This window comes from Brevundimonas sp., assembly GCF_035935935.1.
Lineage (GTDB): Bacteria > Pseudomonadota > Alphaproteobacteria > Caulobacterales > Caulobacteraceae > Brevundimonas.
In genome coordinates, this window is record NZ_DASYWO010000009.1 from 158,308 (window position 1) to 176,549 (window position 18,242).

The 18,242-nt window shown below is 69.0% G+C and carries 18 protein-coding genes; 13 read left to right on the forward strand and 5 right to left on the reverse strand.

The annotated features are described in order from the left end of the window. Positions 1–51 precede the first annotated feature (51 nt). The 3 genes from recO (at position 52) to parC (ending at position 4,752) form a co-directional block, all read left to right on the forward strand. On the forward strand, positions 52–783 hold the full coding sequence (gene recO / locus VGR32_RS09950; protein WP_327450185.1) for a DNA repair protein RecO: 732 nt from the start codon (positions 52–54) through the stop codon (positions 781–783). Between the two features lie 84 nt (positions 784–867). Then, entirely contained in the window at positions 868–2,475 is a 1,608-nt protein-coding gene (locus VGR32_RS09955; protein ID WP_327450187.1) for a M28 family metallopeptidase, read from the forward strand. Positions 2,476–2,550: 75 nt separating this feature from the next. Further along, positions 2,551–4,752, forward strand: a complete 2,202-nt coding sequence (gene parC, locus VGR32_RS09960) for a DNA topoisomerase IV subunit A (RefSeq protein ID WP_327450189.1) — start codon at positions 2,551–2,553, stop codon at positions 4,750–4,752. On the opposite strand, the gene VGR32_RS09965 is transcribed toward parC, so the two are convergent. Further along, a complete protein-coding gene (locus tag VGR32_RS09965) occupies positions 4,735–5,487 on the reverse strand; it encodes an arginyltransferase (RefSeq protein ID WP_327450191.1) in 753 nt (250 codons plus the stop codon). The two genes, parC and VGR32_RS09965, sit on opposite strands and share 18 nt — an antisense overlap. A 103-nt stretch (positions 5,488–5,590) precedes the next feature. After that, positions 5,591–6,493, reverse strand: a complete 903-nt coding sequence (locus tag VGR32_RS09970) for a flagellar motor protein MotB (protein ID WP_327450193.1) — start codon at positions 6,491–6,493, stop codon at positions 5,591–5,593. A gap of 130 nt (positions 6,494–6,623) precedes the next feature. Between VGR32_RS09970 and VGR32_RS09975 the strand changes: the two genes are divergently transcribed. From VGR32_RS09975 to VGR32_RS09985, 3 genes are read left to right on the forward strand one after another with little or no spacing between them, the layout of a single operon-like run. Beyond that, positions 6,624–7,133 carry a flavin reductase family protein gene (locus VGR32_RS09975; RefSeq protein WP_327450195.1) on the forward strand — a complete coding sequence of 170 codons (510 nt, stop codon included), beginning with the start codon at positions 6,624–6,626 and terminating at the stop codon, positions 7,131–7,133. Then, the gene (locus tag VGR32_RS09980) at positions 7,130–8,020 is read left to right on the forward strand and encodes an NAD(P)-dependent oxidoreductase (protein ID WP_327450197.1); all 891 of its coding nucleotides are present in this window, start codon (positions 7,130–7,132) and stop codon (positions 8,018–8,020) included. Before VGR32_RS09975 ends, VGR32_RS09980 begins: the two co-directional genes overlap by 4 nt. A 20-nt stretch (positions 8,021–8,040) precedes the next feature. Further along, complete coding sequence (locus VGR32_RS09985; protein WP_327450200.1) at positions 8,041–8,487, forward strand: hypothetical protein; 447 nt, start codon at positions 8,041–8,043, stop codon at positions 8,485–8,487. Positions 8,488–8,489: 2 nt separating this feature from the next. On the opposite strand, the gene VGR32_RS09990 is transcribed toward VGR32_RS09985, so the two are convergent. Further along, positions 8,490–9,182 carry a carbonic anhydrase gene (locus tag VGR32_RS09990; protein WP_327450202.1) on the reverse strand — a complete coding sequence of 231 codons (693 nt, stop codon included), beginning with the start codon at positions 9,180–9,182 and terminating at the stop codon, positions 8,490–8,492. Positions 9,183–9,252: 70 nt separating this feature from the next. Then, positions 9,253–10,257: a porphobilinogen synthase gene (hemB, locus tag VGR32_RS09995; protein ID WP_327450204.1), complete on the reverse strand. Its 1,005-nt coding sequence runs from the start codon at positions 10,255–10,257 to the stop codon at positions 9,253–9,255. A gap of 78 nt (positions 10,258–10,335) precedes the next feature. Here hemB and VGR32_RS10000 point away from each other — a divergent pair, with 78 nt between their 5' ends. The 7 genes from VGR32_RS10000 to hemA all read left to right on the forward strand — a co-directional run bounded on the left by VGR32_RS10000 (position 10,336) and on the right by hemA (position 17,274). Beyond that, a complete protein-coding gene (locus tag VGR32_RS10000) occupies positions 10,336–11,475 on the forward strand; it encodes an acyl-CoA dehydrogenase family protein (protein WP_327450206.1) in 1,140 nt (379 codons plus the stop codon). Positions 11,476–11,551: 76 nt separating this feature from the next. Beyond that, positions 11,552–12,256, forward strand: coding sequence for a hypothetical protein (locus VGR32_RS10005; RefSeq protein WP_327450208.1), 705 nt, complete (start codon positions 11,552–11,554; stop codon positions 12,254–12,256). A 39-nt stretch (positions 12,257–12,295) separates the two neighbouring features. Next, positions 12,296–13,348, forward strand: a complete 1,053-nt coding sequence (locus VGR32_RS10010; protein WP_327450210.1) for an enoyl-CoA hydratase/isomerase family protein — start codon at positions 12,296–12,298, stop codon at positions 13,346–13,348. A 56-nt stretch (positions 13,349–13,404) separates the two neighbouring features. Further along, positions 13,405–14,169 (forward strand): hypothetical protein, encoded by a 765-nt coding sequence (locus VGR32_RS10015; protein WP_327450212.1) that lies wholly within the window; start codon positions 13,405–13,407, stop codon positions 14,167–14,169. Positions 14,170–14,179: 10 nt separating this feature from the next. Further along, on the forward strand, positions 14,180–14,944 hold the full coding sequence (locus VGR32_RS10020; protein ID WP_327450214.1) for a methyltransferase: 765 nt from the start codon (positions 14,180–14,182) through the stop codon (positions 14,942–14,944). Beyond that, positions 14,889–15,917: a 3-hydroxyisobutyrate dehydrogenase gene (mmsB, locus tag VGR32_RS10025; RefSeq protein ID WP_327450585.1), complete on the forward strand. Its 1,029-nt coding sequence runs from the start codon at positions 14,889–14,891 to the stop codon at positions 15,915–15,917. Before VGR32_RS10020 ends, mmsB begins: the two co-directional genes overlap by 56 nt. A gap of 130 nt (positions 15,918–16,047) precedes the next feature. Further along, on the forward strand, positions 16,048–17,274 hold the full coding sequence (gene hemA, locus VGR32_RS10030; RefSeq protein ID WP_327450586.1) for a 5-aminolevulinate synthase: 1,227 nt from the start codon (positions 16,048–16,050) through the stop codon (positions 17,272–17,274). A 67-nt stretch (positions 17,275–17,341) separates the two neighbouring features. Here hemA and VGR32_RS10035 read toward each other — a convergent pair whose 3' ends face one another. Further along, positions 17,342–18,205, reverse strand: coding sequence for an RcnB family protein (locus tag VGR32_RS10035; RefSeq protein ID WP_327450216.1), 864 nt, complete (start codon positions 18,203–18,205; stop codon positions 17,342–17,344). Between the last annotated feature and the right edge of the window lie 37 nt (positions 18,206–18,242).

Below are 18,242 nucleotides of genomic sequence, written 5' to 3' on the forward strand. Positions count from 1 at the left end.
CGGGATGGCAAGAGGGGTTGCGTCGGCCAGTCGGACCGCTAAGGCGGGGGCATGGAGATCAGCGACGAAGCCGTGGTGCTGGCCGCCCGGGCGCACGGCGACACCGGCGCCGTGGTCGATCTCCTGACCCGGGACCACGGTCGGCGTACGGCCTATGTGGCCGGCGGCGCGTCCCGACGCATGAAGTCGTTCCTCCAGCCCGGGGCCCGCGTCGCTGTCGAGCTGAGGGCGCGGACGACGGACCAGCTCGGCTCGGCCCGGCTTGAGCCGATGGGGGAGGGGCCCAGCGCCCTGTTCGACGATCCGCTGGCCCTTCTCGGCCTGTCGTCCGCGGCGGCCGTGGCGCAAGCCGCACTGCCGGAGCGCGAGGCCCACCCAGGCGCCTTCCTGGCCTTCGAGGCGCTGACGTCGGCGCTGGCGCTGCGCGACCTCTGGCCCGCCGTCTACGTGCGGTTCGAAAGCGGCCTTCTGGAGGAGCTGGGGTTCGGCCTGGACCTGACCAGCTGCGCGGTGACCGGAACGGTCGACGATCTCGCCTGGGTCAGCCCCCGCACCGGGCGCGCCGTATCTACGGAGGCGGGGACGCCCTATGCCGAAAGGCTGCTGCGCCTGCCGGCGTTCCTGCTGGGGGCCCAGGCCGGCGTCGCGGACGGCGACGTGCGCGACGGCCTCGCCCTGACCGCGCATTTCCTTCAGCGCTGCGTGTTCGATCCGCTGAATCGCCCGCTGCCCGAGGCCCGCGACCGGATGGTGGAGCGGCTGCGGGCCGCGCGGCTGGCTTGATGACCGGAATGTAATTCGTGCGCGCGTGACTTGCGCGCGTCGCCGATGTTAGCTGCGCGCCGAAAAGTTCGGGGAATTCTCACCATGTTCAAGCGCGTCTTCGTCGCCGGCCTGTCGGCGCTCCTGCTCGCGGGCGCCTCGTCCGCCGCTCTCGCCCAGTCCGTGGAAGCCCAGCTGGGCGATCGGATGAAGGGGCACATCACCTATCTGGCCTCGGACGAGCTGGAAGGTCGCGACACCGGTTCGGCGGGGCACATCCTCGCCGCCGAATACGTCGAGCGTCACTACGCCGAGTTCGGCCTGAAGCCGCTGGGCAACGCCGAGGGCACCAGCTGGCGCCAGCCGATCACCTTCGCGAACATCACCACGACCGGCGGCACGATGCGGGTCGGCGACAAGGTCTTCAACCAGGCGGAACACGCCGCCCTGTACAGCACGGTCATCGGCGAGCAGTCGTTCGACGCCGAGATGGTCTTCGTCGGCCATGGCGTCGTCGCGCCGACGGAAGGCATCGACGACTACGCCGGGCTGGACGTGCGCGGAAAGATCGTCGTGGTCCTGTACGACATGCCGCAGGGTCTGCCGAGCGAGCTCAGCGCGCACATCCAGTCGTCCAAGGCGACGACGGCGGCCGAGCGCGGCGCCATCGGCGTCCTGACTCTGTTGCCCGCGCAGGCGCGCCCGGCGCCGTGGTCCTATCTGATGACCTTCCTCGGCGAGCCGCAGATGAAGTGGACCGACGCCCAGGGACGCCCGCAGTCCGACGCGAAGGGCCTGCAGTTCGAAGGATACCTGAGCACGCCGATGAGCGACGCCCTGTTCGCCGGCGCGCCGGCGTCGGCGCAGGAAGTCCAGACGAAGGGCGCCACGGAGCGCGTTCAGGGCTTCGCCCTGCCGGGCCGCATGAGCGGCACGATCTCCACGACCGCCGAAATGATCGAGAGCCCCAACGTCGTCGGCGTGCTTGAAGGCTCGGACCCCGAGCTGAAGAACGAGTACGTCGTCGTCCTCGGTCACCTCGACCACGAGGGCGTCGATCCCGAGCAGGAGGGAGAGGACAAGATCTTCAACGGCGCCATGGACAACGCGTCCGGGATCGCCACCATGATCGAGGTCGCCCGCGACCTCTCGACGAACCGTCCGAAGCGCTCCGTGATCTTCCTGGCAGTCACCGGGGAGGAGAAGGGCCTGCTGGGCTCCAGCTACTTCGCCGCCAATCCGACCGTGCCGATCGAGAACATCGTCGCCGCCGTGAACCTGGACATGCCGATCCTGACCTATGCCTTCGAGGATCTGGTGGCGTTCGGCGCGGAGCACTCGACGCTGGGCGTGGTGGTGAAGCAAGCGACCGAGGCCGTCGGCGTCGGCCTGACGCCGGATCCCACGCCGGAAGAGGCCTTCTTCGTCCGCTCCGACCACTACGAGTTCGTCAAGGCCGGCGTGCCGTCGGTCTATCTGGACCCGGGTCCGGCCGGTCCGGGCGAGGCGGCCAGCGCCGACTTCCTCGAGAACCACTATCACAAGGTCTCCGATGAGGTGACGCTGCCGTTCGACTGGAATGCGGCCGGCCGCTTCGCCGTCGTCAACACCTCCATCGCGCGGACCATCGCCAACGGCGAGCGGCCGATGTGGTACGCCGACAGCCCGTTCGCCTCGCCGGATCGTCCCACGGCCCAGCGCCCGGCCAACTGATCCACAGCTGAACGCAGGCAATCGCGGGCGGGTCGCTTAGACTGAAGCGCCCCGCTTTCGATTCGTAAGACCGGAATGACCATCCACGCCCCGCCGCCCGAAGGCGGCCGCATCGTCGAAGAGCCCATGGGCGAGGCGCTGAGCCGGCGCTACCTGGCCTACGCCCTGTCGACCATCACGAACCGGGCCCTGCCGGACGTGCGAGACGGGTTCAAGCCGGTCCATCGCCGCATCCTGTACGCCATGCACCAGATGCGGCTGAACCCGCAGGCGGCGGCGCGGAAGTGCGCCAAGGTGGTCGGCGAGGTGATGGGCGGCTATCACCCCCACGGCGACGCCTCGATCTATGACGCCCTCGTGCGGCTGGCGCAGGACTTCTCGCAGCGATATCCCCTGGTCGACGGGCAGGGCAATTTCGGCAACGTCGACGGCGATAACGCCGCGGCCATGCGCTACACCGAGTGCAAGCTGACCGCGGCCGCGACCCTGATGCTGCAGGGCATCGATCAGGACGCCGTCGACTTCCGCCCCACCTACGACGACCAGGATCAGGAGCCCGTCGTCCTGCCGGCGGGATTCCCCAACCTGCTGGCCAACGGCTCGTCGGGCATCGCCGTTGGCATGGCGACGTCCATTCCGCCGCACAACGCCGCCGAACTGATCGACGCCTGTCTGGAACTGCTGAAGCGTCCGGAAACGACGACGGAGGAGCTGGTGGCCCTCGTGCCCGGCCCCGACTTCCCGACGGGCGGGGTCGCGGTCGAAGGGCACGCCAGCCTGCTGGACGCCTATGAGACCGGACGTGGCGGCGTCCGCCTGCGCGCGCGCTGGGAGACCGAGGACCTCGGCCGGGGCATGTGGCGGATCGTCGTCACGGAGGTGCCGTACCAGGTTCAGAAGGGCCGCCTGATCGAACAGCTTGCCGAGCTGATCGAGCAGAAGAAGTCGCCCCTGCTGGCCGACGTGCGCGACGAGTCGGCCGAGGACGTGCGCATCGTTCTGGAGCCCAAGAGCCGCACCGTCACGCCCGACGTGATGATGGAGAGCCTGTTCCGGCTGTCCGATCTGGAGATCCGCTTCCCGATCAACATGACCGTTCTGGACGCGGACGGCACCCCGCGCGTCATGGGCCTGAAGCCGTGCCTCGTCGCCTTCCTGGATCACAGGCGGGAGGTGCTGCTTCGCCGCTCGCGTTGGCGGGCCGACAGGATCGAAGCCCGCCTGCACCTGCTGCAAGGCCTTCGTATCGTCTTCCTGAACCTCGATGAGGTGATCCGGATCGTGCGCGAGGAGGAGACGCCGAAGGCCGTCCTGATCGCCCGGTTCGGCCTGACCGAGACGCAGGCGGACTACGTGCTGGACACACGCCTGCGTCAGCTGGCGCGGATCGAGGAAGTGGCGATCGAGAACGAGTTCAAGGCCTTGTCGGAAGAATTGGCCGGCCTGAACGAAATGTTCGCATCCCCCGCCAGGCAGACGAAGTTGCTGGCCGTCGGGCTTGAGGACGTGCGCAAGGCGCTCGTGTCGCCTCGTCGGACGACCATCGCCGAGGCGGTCGACCTTTCGGCCCCGACTCCCATCGACGCCTTCATCCCGCGCGAGGCCATCACCGTGATCCTGTCGGAGCGGGGCTGGATCCGGGCCGCGAAGGGCAAGGTCGAGGATCCGTCGGAACTGAAGTTCAAGGAGGGCGACGCCCTGGCCTTCCTCGTCCCCGCCTGGACGACGGACAAGCTGCTTGTCGCCGCGTCGGACGGCCGGATCTTCACCGTGGGCGCGGACAAGCTCGCGTCCGGGCGCGGGCACGGCGAGCCGCTGCGCCTCATGATCGACCTCGACGAGAAGGCGGACATCGTGAACCTGCTGGCCCACAGGCCGGGTGGGAAGCTGTTGGTCGCGTCCAAGGCCGGTTACGGCTTCATTGCGCCGGAGGACGAGCTGCTGGCCCAGAAGCGCGGCGGCAAGCAGGTGCTGAACGGCGAGATGCTGGCGGCCATCCGGGTGTCCGGCGACCACGTCGCCACCGTCGGGGACAACATCAAGGCGCTGGTGTTCCCGCTGGCGGAGCTGCCGGAGATGGGGCGCGGCAAGGGCGTCAGGCTGCAGAACTTCAAGCAGGGCGGCCTGGCCGACGTAACGGTCTTTTCGGCCGACGCCGGGCCTGAATGGGTCGACGGCGGCGGGCGTCGCCGCAACTGGCCGGACTGGAAGGACTGGCTGGGCAAGCGGGCCCAGTCCGGACGTCAGGGGCCGCGCGGTCTACGGAAGTTCCGCTAGGTCGGGCAGGGGCTCCCACCCGGAGCGCGTGAGCGCCTCCAGCGGACGGAAGCGGGCCTTGTAGTCCATGGTCCGCGACCCCTCGACCCAGTAGCCGAGATAGACGAAGGGCAGGCCCAGACTGCGCGCCTGAACGACGTGATCCAGAACGGCGAAGACGCCCAGGCCGCGCTTCTCCTCCGCCGGGTCGAAGAAGCTGTAGACCATGGACAGGCCGTCCGAGAGCACGTCGGTCAGGGCCACCCCCATGAGCCGGCCCGGGCCGCCGTCGACGGAGGGAAGGCGGTATTCGACGAGGTGCGTCCGAACCGCCGTGTCCTCGACCATGGAGACGTAGTCGAGCCAGCCCATGTCGCTCATGCCCCCGGTCGGGTGCCGGGCGCCGAGATAGCGGCGGAGCAGGTCGAACTGCTCGACGGTCGCCTCGGCCTCCACGAAATGGCGCACCAGATCGGCGTTGCGGCGCAGCGTCCGAAGACGGCTTCGCGACGGCTTGAACCGCGCCAGCGGAATGCGCACGGACACACAGGCGTCGCAGGCGTCGCAGGCCGGGCGGTAGGCGATGTTCTGGCTGCGGCGAAAGCCGGCCTGCGTCAGCTCGTCGTTGACCCAGGCGCCGTCGGAGAAGGGCAGGTTGGCGAAGACCTTCCGTTCCGTCCGGTCCGGCAGATAGGGACAGGGGGCCGTCGCCGTCATGTAGAACCGCAGCTGACGACGCGGGACGTGCTGGGTCACGGCCGTTTCCGAGAGGATCCGTGGCGAGGGAGCGGACTCATCGCCGGATTTGAACCCGCCCGGAAGGCGTGGGCAAGGCGTTTCGCGGGGCGACCCCCGCGCGTCACAGGCTTGTGTCGCGCGGCAGAACCGGCGCCTCCCGCAGCAGGACGATCGAGATGCGGCGGTTGCCGGCCAGGCTGGGGTCGTCCGGATAGAGCGGATCGGACCCCGCCTTGCCCGACACGGAGTAGACCCGATCCGGATCGACCCCGGCGGCCTGCAGCAGCAGACGCGACGCGTCGGCGCGCTGGGCCGACAGGGACCAGTCGCCCGGCGCGCTGGCCCGGCTGGACCCGGCCACCGCGCTGGTGTGGCCGGTGATGGAGATGCGGTTCGGCAACTGGACGATGACCTTGGCCACCGCGCGCAGCAGCAACTGCGCGCGCGCATTCGGGCGCGCCGAGTTCTGGTCGAACATGGAGCGGCCCTCCTGATCGACGATCTGGATGCGCAGCCCTTCCGGCGTCTGATCGATGATCAGCTGCTTCGACAGCTCCGCCAGCTCGGGCATGGACTGCATCGCCTGGCGCAGCGAGGCGGCCGCGGAGGCGAACTCGGCCGCTTCTCTTCGTGCGATCTCCTCGCGCAGATCTTCCTCGCTGGCGGCGGCCAGGTTCGAGCTTTGACCCGCCTCCTGCGGCGCGTCCGGCGGGGCTTCGGGGGCCAGTTCGGTGATCACCGACATGGAGCCGGAGCCCTTGGCTCCGTCATCGCCCAGGGAGGTGCCCCCCAGGATGCCGCCGGAGCCCGAGGTCGTGGCCGACACGCTGGCCGGGGCGAAATATTCGGCGATGCCGCGCTTCTGCTCCGGGTCCGTGGTGTTGATCAGCCACATCAGCAGGAAGAAGGCCATCATCGCGGTCACGAAGTCCGCATAGGCCACCTTCCACGCGCCGCCGTGATGGCCGTGGCCCGCGACCTTCTTGACCTTCTTGATCAGGATCGGGCGGTCGCTGGGGGTCATGGACGTCCTGTCGGCGCGAGAGTCGTCGGGACCATCGCGGGAACAGGGTTAAGGCGGCGTTTCCCATGGCGGCCACGACGGAACTCCACGGCGGGTTGAGACGGGCGGCGAAGACCCTTAGGTGCGAGGCATGTCCCTGGAACCCGTGCCCGAAGATCTGGCCGATGCCTCGCTGGCCTATCGTCGCGCGCTGGGCGCCTTTCCCACCGGCGTGTGCGTCATGACCGTGGACGGACCCGACGGTCCGGTGGGCATCACCGCCAACTCGTTCGCGTCGGTGTCGCTGGAGCCGAGATTGATCCTCTGGTCCATCGCGCTGTCCAGCGAGCGGATGCCGGCGTTCGCCGCCGGGGAGCGTTTCGCCGTGCACGTGTTGACGGCCGACGACGCGGAACGGGCGGACCGCTTCGCCCGCGGCGACTGTCGCCTGACGCCGGACGACGCGGAGTTGAGGCCCGGCGTCGCGCCGCGACTGGCCGGCGTACTGGCACGGCTGGACTGCTGCGTGCACGCAAGGTCGGAGATCGGAGATCACCTGGTCCTGGTCGGGCGCGTCGAGGCGTTCGAAGCCTCCGCCGGCGAGGCCCTGACGTATTTTCGCGGTCGCTACGGCCGGGCGTCGTCGGAGATTTCGGCATGAGGATCGGCTTCGTCGGGATGGGCGTCATGGGCGCGCCGATGGCAGGGCACCTGCTGAAGGCCGGTCACGAGGTGACCGGCTTCAACCGATCGTTCGAGAAGGCCGCGCGCTGGGCCGAGCGGCATGGCGGACGCGCGGCGCAGAGCGTGGCGGAAGCGGCCGACGGCGCCGAACTTCTGATCCTGTGCGTCGGCGCCGACGAAGACGTGCGTCAGACGGTGTCGGCGGGCCTGCAGGCGACCGCCACCGGCGCGGTCCTGGTCGACCACACGACCACGTCCGCCGTCGTGGCGCGCGACATGTCGGACCTTTCGGAGGCCTCCGGCCGAAGCTTCCTCGACGCTCCCGTCTCGGGCGGACAGGCCGGGGCCGAAAGCGGGAAGCTCAGCGTCATGGTCGGCGGTGACGCGGATGCGCTGGATCGTGCGCGCCCGGCCTTGGAGGCCTATTCGAAGGCGATCCGCCACATGGGTCCGGCCGGCGCCGGTCAGCTGACCAAGATGGTCAACCAGATCTGCATCGCCGGCGTCGTGCAGGGACTGGCCGAAGCGGTCCACTTCACGGAGCGGGCGGGCCTCGATCCCGAAGCCGTGCTCGCCGCCGTGTCGCAGGGCGCGGCCCAGAGCTGGCAGATGGACAATCGCTGGAGCACGATGAGCCGCGGCGAGTTCGAATTCGGATTCGCCGTGGACTGGATGCGCAAGGACCTCGGTCTCGTGCTCGACGAGGCGCGGCGCAACGGCAGCCGACTTGCCCTGACGGCCCTGGTCGACCAGTTCTATGCCGAGGTGCAGGCGATGGGGGGATCGCGATGGGACACGTCGAGTCTGGCGGCGCGGCTGGGCGACCGGACCGCGAGCGGCTTTGGGAGCTCTGGCGCGCGCTGATAAAGCCGTTCGGGGCCTGGATGCTGATCCCCTCCAGCTTCGTCACCCCCGGCGCATGGGGGTACTTCGGGGTGGATTTTCTGAGCGGCTTCCGCGCCAACCCGTCGACCCACAAGACCTTCGACGCCTTGGGCGACCTGGATGGGGCGACCTTTGACGCCCTTTCGGCGCTCGCCAACCTGAACGCCCGGCGACAGGAGCAGATGCTGAAGGCCGTCGTCATCGGCTACCTGACCATTCCGGTCACCGTCCTCGCGGTCGTGGCCGAGGTGGCGGGCGACAGCCTGCTCGTCTTCGCGCGCGCTCATATGCGGGACGTGATCATCATCGCAGCCATGGCCGCCCTCGGGCCGCTTGGCTACTTCCTCAGCAGCTGGCGCTCGCACCAGATCGTCGGCGTGCTCGACCTGATCCGGATCGAGCGCGGGCAGGCGCCCTACACGGCGCTGGAGCTCCGCGACGACTAGGTTCAGACGTCGAGAAACTTCACCTCGCCGGAATGCATCTGCTTCACGGCGGCCACGATCTTCAGCGTGCCGGCCTCGACGGCGTCGGCCAGGCTGGCGTCGGCCGTGGCCAGCTTGCGGGCCACCCAGCGGGCGTTCTCCTCGACTGGCACGCCGTCATGCGCCCGCGCAGCCAGAACCGGCGGGATGATCGGCACGATCATCTCCTCCAGAGACGGATCCAGCGGCGCGCCGTCGACGATCGATTCGGCCGCGGCGACGGCGCCGCAACCGGTGTGGCCCATGACCACGACCAGCGGGCATTTGAGGTGCTTCACGGCGTAGACGATCGACGACAGTCCGCGGCGGTCCACCGTGTTGCCGGCCACCCGAATGGAGAACAGACGGCCGAAGCCCTGGTTGAACAGGATGGTCGGCGGCGTGCGGCTGTCGGCGCAGCCGACGACCGTGGCGATGGGGTTCTGGCCGCCCTGCAGGTCGTCCAGATCGCCCGCCTTGACGTGCCCCAGGTTGTTCTCGCCGCGGAGGAAGGCGGCGTTACCGTCCCGCAGCAGCTGCAGGGCTTCTTCGGGCGCGGGGCCTCGCGCGATCGGCGGGGCCATGGTGGTTTCCTCAACGGCCGCGTCCACGGGAGGCGGCGGCGTCTCGACCGTCGGGCTGGACGACCCGGACTTCTTCCTGCCGAACCCGAACATGGCGCACCCCCTGCGTCAGACTGAGCGGCCGCCGTCTTCACAGCGTGGCCGTTAACCGTCAAGTCCGAACTCAGCCGCCCAGCAGCCGGGCCGCGTGCGGTGCGAAGTAGGTCAGGACCCCCGCGGCTCCCGCGCGCTTGAAGGCGTGGAGGCTTTCGAGGATGGCGCGGTCCTCGTCCAGCCAGCCGTTGGCGGCGGACGCCTTCATCATCGCGTACTCGCCGGACACCTGGTAGGCGAAGGTCGGCACCCTGAAGGCCTCCGACACGCGCTGGACGACGTCGAGATAGATCATCCCCGGCTTGACCATCACCGCGTCGGCGCCTTCGGACAGGTCCATCGCGACCTCGCGCAGGGCCTCGTCGGTGTTGGCGAAGTCCATCTGATAGGTCTTCTTGTCCCCGGTCAGGGCCTTGGCCGAGCCGACCGCGTCGCGGTAGGGGCCATAGAAGGCCGAGGCGTATTTGGCGGCGTAGGACAGGATCAGCGTGTCCTGGAACCCGTTGGCTTCCAGGGCCTCGCGGATCGCCTGGACCCGGCCGTCCATCATGTCCGACGGGGCGACCACATCCGCGCCGGCGTGGGCGTGGATGAAGGCCTGCTCGGCGAGCCGTTCCAGGGAGGCGTCGTTGACGATGCGCCCGTCCTCCAGCACCCCGTCGTGGCCGTGGTCGGTGTAGCAGTCCAGCGCCACGTCGGTGATCACGCCGATCTCCGGCGCTGCGTCCTTGATGGCCTTGATGCAGTCCGGGATCAGGCCGTCGGGGTCGGTGGCGCCCGTGCCCGTGCCGTTCTTGATCGCCGGATCGACGTTGGGGAACAGCGCCACGGCCGGGATGCCCAGGTCGCGCGCCTCCTTCGCCGCCTCGGCCGCGGCCCGGGGCGACAGGCGGAAGACGCCGGGCATGGAAGGCACCGCGATCCGGTCGTCCTCGCCGTCGTGCACGATCAGCGGCCAGACCAGATCCGCGGGCGTGAGCACGGTCTCGGCCACCAGCCGCCGCACCCAGGGACTGGCTCGCAGTCGGCGCGGGCGAGCGAAGGGGAAGGCGGCGGGCTGGAACGGCACGGTCATGGGCGGCGGTTTAGCTTCCTTCTCCCCCTGCGAGAAGGTTTGGCCTAGAAGCCGACGAAAGACTCGAGGAAACGCTTCATGGACTTCGCCCTCACCGACGACCAGCGCGCCATCCAGGACGCGGCGCGCGCCTTCGCCGACGCCGAACTGGCGCCGCATTCGGCCGAGTGGGACGAGACCAAGCACTTCCCCGTCGACGTCATGCGCCAGGCCGCCGAGATGGGCTTCTGCGGCATCTACACGGGCGAGGAGCACGGCGGTATGGCGCTGGGCCGCGTCGAGGCGGCGGTGATCTTCGAGGAGCTGGCGCGGGGCGACGTGTCGACGGCGGCCTTCGTCTCGATCCACAACATGGCCACGTGGATGATCGACGGCTTCGGGTCCGACGATCTCCGCGCCCGCTATGTGCCGGCGCTGACGACGATGGAGAAGATCGCCAGCTACTGCCTGACCGAACCCGGCTCGGGCTCAGACGCCGCGGCCATGCGCACGACGGCGACCCGCGACGGCGAGCAGTGGGTGCTGAACGGGTCCAAGGCCTTCATCTCCGGCGCCGGGACCAGCGACGTCTATGTGGTCATGGCGCGGACGGGGGAGGCGGGTCCGAGGGGCATCAGCGCCTTCGTCGTCGACCTGGGCACGCCGGGCCTCTCGTTCGGCGCGCAGGAGAAGAAGATGGGCTGGAACAGCCAGCCCACGGCCATCGTCAGTTTCGACGATTGCCGCATCCCTGCGGCCAACCTGCTGGGCAAGGAGGGCGACGGGTTCCGCTATGCCATGATGGGCCTCGACGGCGGACGTCTGAACATCGCCGCCTGCTCGCTGGGTGGAGCGCGGCTGGCGCTGGAGACGGCGCAGATCTACGTCGCCACGCGAAAGCAGTTCGGCAAGTCACTGAACGAGTTCCAGAACATCCAGTTCAAGCTGGCCGACATGGCGACCCAGCTGGAAGCCGCGCGCCTGATGGTGCTGCGGGGAGCCTGGGCGATCGACACGGGGCATCCGGAGAAGACCAAGTGGTGCGCCATGGCCAAGCGCCTGGCCACCGACGCCTGCTTCCAGATCGCGGACGAGGCGCTGCAGATGCATGGCGGGTACGGTTATCTGAAGGACTATCCGCTGGAGCGCATCGTGCGTGACCTGCGCGTCCACCGCATCCTGGAGGGGACAAACGAGATCATGCGGGTCATCACCGCCCGCGAGATGATGCGGCAATAAGGCGGCGTCAGCTTTCGTCGGCATACGGCGACGCTCGCCCGTGACCTGATGGCTTCAGCAACACGGAGCCACCGCCATGCGTCTCATGATCCCGCTCGTCGCCGTCGCCTGCCTGATCGCCGGAACGGCGCAGGCCCAGGAGTACCGGTTCAGCGCCAATTCCAGCCGCGGCTATTCGGCCGTCGACGTCGACCTGCCCAACGTGCAGGTGTCGCGTCGGGCCGACAATCTGGTGGTGTCGGTCCGGGTGGCCTGCGACACGCGCGAGGCGGCCCAGCGTCGCAGCGAGATCACGCAGACCCTGGCCGCGATGGCCCGTGAGGCCGGTCTGGACGCGTCCATTGAGCTGGGCCTGGACTCCGGCGGCCACGTGGTCGCCTTCGACGCGCGGATGATCCCGACCCTGCGCTTCCATTCGGACGACGGCCGTCCGGACACCAGCGCCGTGACCCTCGTCATCAAGACGCCGATCGCCGAGGGCGACACCCTGGAGGCCTCGTCGGCCCGGATTCGCGCCTTCATCGAAAAGACCCAGCGGGTCGGCCGGACCGAGCTGCGCCTGATGGACGACTGGGAGCCGACCGTCATCAGTCCGGATCAGTACCGTCCGGCGATCCTCGCCGCCATCGCGGCCGACGCCGGAACCACGGCCGGGGCCTTCGGTCCCAGCTACGGGGTCGAGGTCACGGGGCTGTCGCGTCAGGTGACATGGCGTCAGGCCGGGCCGTTGGAGTTGATGCTCTACATTCCCTACGAGCTGAGCGTCACACCCGGCGGCTGAGCCTTTACCGTTCCGGCGACGCCGCCTATTCCGGCGCCCATGAACGACGCGCCTGAAGTCCTGACCCGTGTGCAGTCCGGGGTCGGACGGATCACCCTGAACCGCCCGAAGGCGCTGCACGCGCTCAACAAGGCGATGTGCGAGGCGATGACGACGGCCCTGCTGTCGTGGCGCGACGATCCGGCGGTGAAGTCGGTGCTGATCGACCACGCCGGCGAGCGCGGCTTCTGCGCCGGCGGAGACATCCGCATGATCGCGGAGAGCGGCGCGGGAGACGCGGCGGAGGCCAGGGCGTTCTTCCTGACCGAGTATCGCCTGAACCACCTGATGTTCGAATATCCCAAGCCGATCACGGCCATCGTGGACGGCATCGTGATGGGCGGCGGGGTGGGAATCAGCGAACCGGCGGAGGTGCGGATCGCGACCGAGCGGACGACCTACGCCATGCCGGAAACGGGAATCGGCCTGTTTCCTGACGTCGGCGGCGGCTGGTTCCTGTCGCGTCTACCCGGCGAAACGGGAACATGGCTGGCCCTGACGGGCGCGCGGTTGAAGGCGGCGGACACCGTCTTCCTCGGCATCCACTCCCACTACCTGCCGTCCGACGCCCTGGAGGCGTTTCACGCGATCCTGAAGACGGATCCGGCGCATCCCGCCGACGTCGCGGACGGGCTGGAGGACGATCCGGGCGAACCGCCGATCGAGCCGCACGTGGAGGCCATCGACCGCCTGTTCGCTCACGATCGGGTCGAGGCGATATTCGCCGCGCTGGAGGCCGAGGGGACGGAGTGGGCTCTCGCCCAGCTCTCGACGCTGAGAACCAAGTCGCCCCAGTCGCTGAAGGTGACGTTGCGCCAGCTGCGGCTGGGCCGGGACATGCCCGATTTCGCAGCCAACATGGCGATGGAGTACCGGCTCGGCGGCCGCGTGGTCCGCACCCACGACTTTCAGGAGGGCGTCAGGTCGGTCATCGTCGACAAGGACGGTCAGCCGAAGTGGAGGCCAGACAGCCTGGCCGGCGTGTCGGACGCGGACATCGAGACGCTTTTCGCGCCCCTGCCGGCCGATCAGGAATGGACGCATCTGGACTGAGGCTTGTGCCGAACCTCGTTCCGCGCGCAGATGGCGCGGCTGTTCGGGAGAGTCTCATGCGTCGCTTGCTGGTCGTGTCCGCCGCCCTGGCCCTGACGGGCTGCATGATGACGATGTCGGACGGGGAGGGGACCGTCGACTGGGGCGCCGACGCCGACGGACGCTACGCCACAGCTCTCGCCGATGGGCGGCGCCCGGCGGAAGAAGTCGCCCGCGACGCCGCGCGCAAGCCGGAAGCCATGATGGCCTTCGTCGGGCTGAAGCCCGGAGACCGCGTGGCCGACATTCGGCCCGAGGAAGGGTATTTCACCCGCCTGTTCGCCAACGTCGTGGGCGAGAACGGCCGGGTCTACGCCTTCGTGCCGACGCGCACGGCGACGCGCGAGACGCCGCTGGCCCAGGGACTGGCCGCCACCTATCCAAACGTCGTGGCGCTTGAAGGCGCGCTGGACGCCATGACGTTTCCGGAACCGCTGGACGCGGTCTTCATGGTGCAGGAGTACCATGACTTTCACATCCCGGCGTTCGGCGTGGACGTGGGCCGGATGAACAAGGCCGTATACGACGCCCTGAAACCGGGCGGGTACTACGTCGTCATCGACCACGCCGGCCGCGACGGCACCGGCGCGAGCGAGGTTCAGTCCCTGCACCGGATCGAAGGCGCGTTCCTGAAGCGTGAGGTCGAGGCCGCGGGCTTCGTCTTCGACGGCGAGAGCGACGCCATTCGCAACCCGGAGGACGACCGGACCATCAACGTCTTCGACGAACGCATCCGCTATCGCACGGACCAGTTCGTCTACCGCTTCCGCAAACCGGGCTGAGGAGCCGAGCATGCGTGGACTGAAGGTGGGACTGGCGGCCGCGGCGATCGCGGCGGCCCTCGGCGCTGCGGCCTGCGGGGCCATGATGGGAGGCCCCGCTCCGGAGAGCTATGCGGAAGCCCTGGCCGGCGCGCCCCGCACGGACCAGGACCGGGCACGGGACGCCGTGCGCATGACGGCCGGGACGCTGGCGTTCGCCCGCGTCGAACCAGGCGACCGGGTGATCGACATGATCATCGGCGGCGGCTTCTTCACCCGCGCCTTCGCCGCGGCGGTGGGGCCGGAAGGTCACGTCACGGCCTGGCAGCCGCAGGAGTTCGTGCAGTTTCAGGCCAGCTACGGGGATGCGGTGACGGCGGCCGACGCGCTCGCCAACGTCGACGGCGTGAGTTCGCCGATCGCGGCGCCGGTCTGGCCGTCGGGCGTGGACGTCGTCTTCACGGCGCAAAACTATCACGACCTGCACCTCGACCCGTTCGCCGACGACACCGCCCGACGCGTCAACGCGGCCGCTTTCGCCGCGCTCAAGCCCGGCGGGCACTACGTCATCGTCGACCACCATGCCGCCGAAGGATCCGGTCTGGCGGCCACGAACACCCTCCACCGGATCGACGTGGAGCAGGTGAAGCGCGAAGTGCTGGCCGCCGGCTTCGTGCTGGAGGGTGAAAGCGACCTGCTCGAACGCGACGGCGACCCCCTGACGGCCAACGTCTTCGACGATTCCATCCAGGGCAAGACGAGCCAGTTCATGCTGCGCTTCCGCAAGCCGGGCTGAACGGCGGCGCTGGCGACGCCGCCGCGAACCCGCTAACGCTCCCGCCGAGTCAGGACAGGGAGAGTTCGCCATGACGCAGACCGTCGCCTTCATCGGCCTGGGCAACATGGGCGGGGGCATGGCCGCCAATCAGGCCAAAGCCGGCCACGTCGTGAAGGCGTTCGACCTGTCCCGGGAGGCGGTGCAGCGCGCCGTGGCGGCCGGGTGTCAGGCGGCCGGCTCGGTGGCCGAGGCTGTGAAGGACGCGGACGTGGTCATCACCATGCTGCCCGCGGGACCGCATGTGCTGAAGGTCTATTCGGAGCAGATCATCGGCGCGGCGCCGACTTCGGCCCTGCTGCTGGACTGCTCTACCATCGATGTCGACACCTGCCGAAAAGTGGCGGGCCTGGCCGCCGAGGCGGGCTACGTCTTCGCCGACGCGCCCGTGTCCGGGGGGACGATGGCGGCCGATGCGGGCACGCTGGCCTTCATGGTCGGCTGCGACGAGCCCCAGTTCGCGCGCATCGAGACGGCGCTGGATCCCATGAGCCGCGCCACCTTCCGCGCCGGCGATCACGGCGGGGGGCAGGCGGCCAAGATCTGCAACAACATGATTCTGGGCATCACCATGCTGGGCACCTGCGAGGCCATCGCCCTGGCCGAGAAGCTGGGTCTGGATCCGGTCAAGATGTTCGACATCGTGTCGAAGGCCTCGGGACAGAGCTGGTCCGTCACGACATACTATCCGTGGCCCGGCCCCGTGCCGACCGCGCCGTCGAACCGAAACTATGACGGCGGCTTCGCCACGGCGATGATGCTGAAGGATCTGAAGCTGGCCCAGCAGGCCGCCGCCGCGGCCGGGGCTTCCACGCCCTTGGGGGCGCAGACGGAGGCCCTTTACCAGATGTTCGACCGGCTGGGCTTCGGCGGCCGCGACTTCTCCGCGATCCTGCAACTTCTACGCGGCAAGCTGGACGAGCTGCCGCGCTGAATGCGCACGAACGTGCCTGCGAACCGCTCGCAAGTGGTTGATTGCGACCATTTAACCGGTGCAGGAGGTGGACTTTCACGCCCCTCCGGCGCAGAACCCGCCTGATCCGAAGCCGTCAGAGTTCACCGGGTTGTACGACTACAAGGCCGCATTCCAGACCGCCGTGGAGCAGGTGAAGGGCGAGGGGCGCTATCGCGTCTTCGCCGACCTGAAGCGCGTGCGCGGCAGGTTCCCTCGCGCCGTCCGTCGTCGGGCCGACGGCACGGAGCAGGACGTCGTCGTCTGGTGCTCGAACGACTATCTGGGCATGGGCCAGCATCCCGTGGTCCTGGACGCCATGAAGTCGGAGATCGACGCGGCTGGCGCAGGCGCCGGGGGCACGCGCAACATTTCAGGCACCACGCGATCGGCGGTGAATCTGGAGGCCGAACTGGCCGACTGGCACGGCAAGGAAGCGGCGCTGCTGTTCACCTCCGGCTACGTGGCCAATGAGGCGACGCTGGCCACGCTGCAACGCATCCTGCCGGGTCTGATCATCTTTTCGGACAGCCTGAACCACGCCTCCATGATCGCCGGGATTCGCCATGGCGGAGGCGAGCGTCACGTCTTCCTGCACAATGATCTGGAGCATCTGGAGACCCTGCTGGCCGCGGCGCCGGCCGGGGCGCCCAAGCTGATCGCCTTCGAGAGCGTCTATTCCATGGACGGCGACGTCGCCGACCTGAAGGGCACGATCGCGCTGGCCAGAAAGTACGGCGCCCTGACCTATCTCGACGAGGTGCACGCCGTCGGCCTTTACGGGCCGCGGGGCGCGGGGATCGCGGAACGCGACGGCGTTCTGGATCAGATCGACGTGATCGAGTGCACCCTGGGCAAGGCCATCGGCGTCATGGGCGGCTACATCGCGGCGGACGCGGTGATCGTCGACGCCATCCGCAGCTGGGCTTCGGGCTTCATCTTCACCACCTCGCTGCCGCCGGCGCTCACGGCGGGCGCCCTGGCCTCGGTCCGGCACCTCAAGGCCCATCCGGAGCTGCGCGAGCGCCATCAGGAACGCGCCGCGGCGCTGAAGGCGCGGTTCGAGGCGGCGGGCATTCCCGTCATGCCGTCCGAGAGCCACATCGTGCCCGTCTTCGTCGGCGATCCGGTGCACACCAAGATGATCTCCGACATGCTGCTGGAAGAGCACGGCATCTACGTCCAGCCGATCAACTATCCGACCGTGCCCAAGGGGACCGAGCGGCTGCGCTTCACCCCGTCGCCCGACCATGACGACGGCATGATGGACGCTCTGGTGCAGGCCATGGACAGGCTCTGGACCCACTGCAACGTCGCGCGCCTCCCTGCAGTGGCCTGAACGATCCTAACGCCGGACATGAAAAAGGCCCCGGAGCGATCCGGGGCCTTTCTCGTCGTGGCGCGACCTACCAGCGCCAGGCGTCGTGGATCGCCTCGATCACGTAACCGTCGAAGCGGTCGACCAGGTAGATGTTGTTGTCCACCCAGACCCACATCGTGCCCGGCTGCGGCCACGGCAGGCCCCAGTAGCCCGGGTCGGTGATCTCGTAGCGCCAGAACAGCGAGGGCAGATACTGACCCTCGTGATACCTGCGACCCCAGTACGACCGCGGGACGCTGTAATAGCCGTACCCGGGCGAGAAGTAGAAGCCGACCCGCACGCCGGACCAGCCGCGGAAGTGGCGGTCGTTGCGCCACCAGTCGGTCCGGCCGTGACGACGGCTCCAGTCCCGCTGCCAGGCGTCGCGGTTCCAGCCGCGCCGGAACTCGCGATAGTCGCGGCGGTCGTCGCGGCGCTCGGTCCGGTCCTCGCGGCGGTCGCGACGGTCGTCGCGCCGCTCCTCGCGGCGGTCCCACCGATCGTTCCGGCGGTCGTCACGCTGATCAGGACGATCGGGCCGGTCAGGACGATCGGGCCGGTCGGGGCGCGGCTGGTCAGGTCTGTCCGGTCGATCCGGTCGATCCGGACGATCGGGACGATCGGGCCGGGGTTGCTCGGGTCGGTCCGGCCGATCGGGGCGATCGGGCCGATCCGGTCGAGGTTGTTCGGGACGGTCCGGCCGGTCGGGACGATCCGGACGCTGCTCTCCGCCGTCGGCGCCGCCGCCTCGACGTTCTTCCCGCGCCTCGCGACGCTGCTCGCGTCGTTCTTCACGGGCTTCGGTGCGGTCGCGCCGACGCTCGGGGTCCTGGGCCGCGGCGATCGCCGGGGCCGCCGCCGGGACGACGAAGGCCGTCAGGGCGGAAAAGACCAACAGGGTTCTTTTCATTCTCGTGGGTTCCTGCACGCCCTCAGGGGGCGGCTTG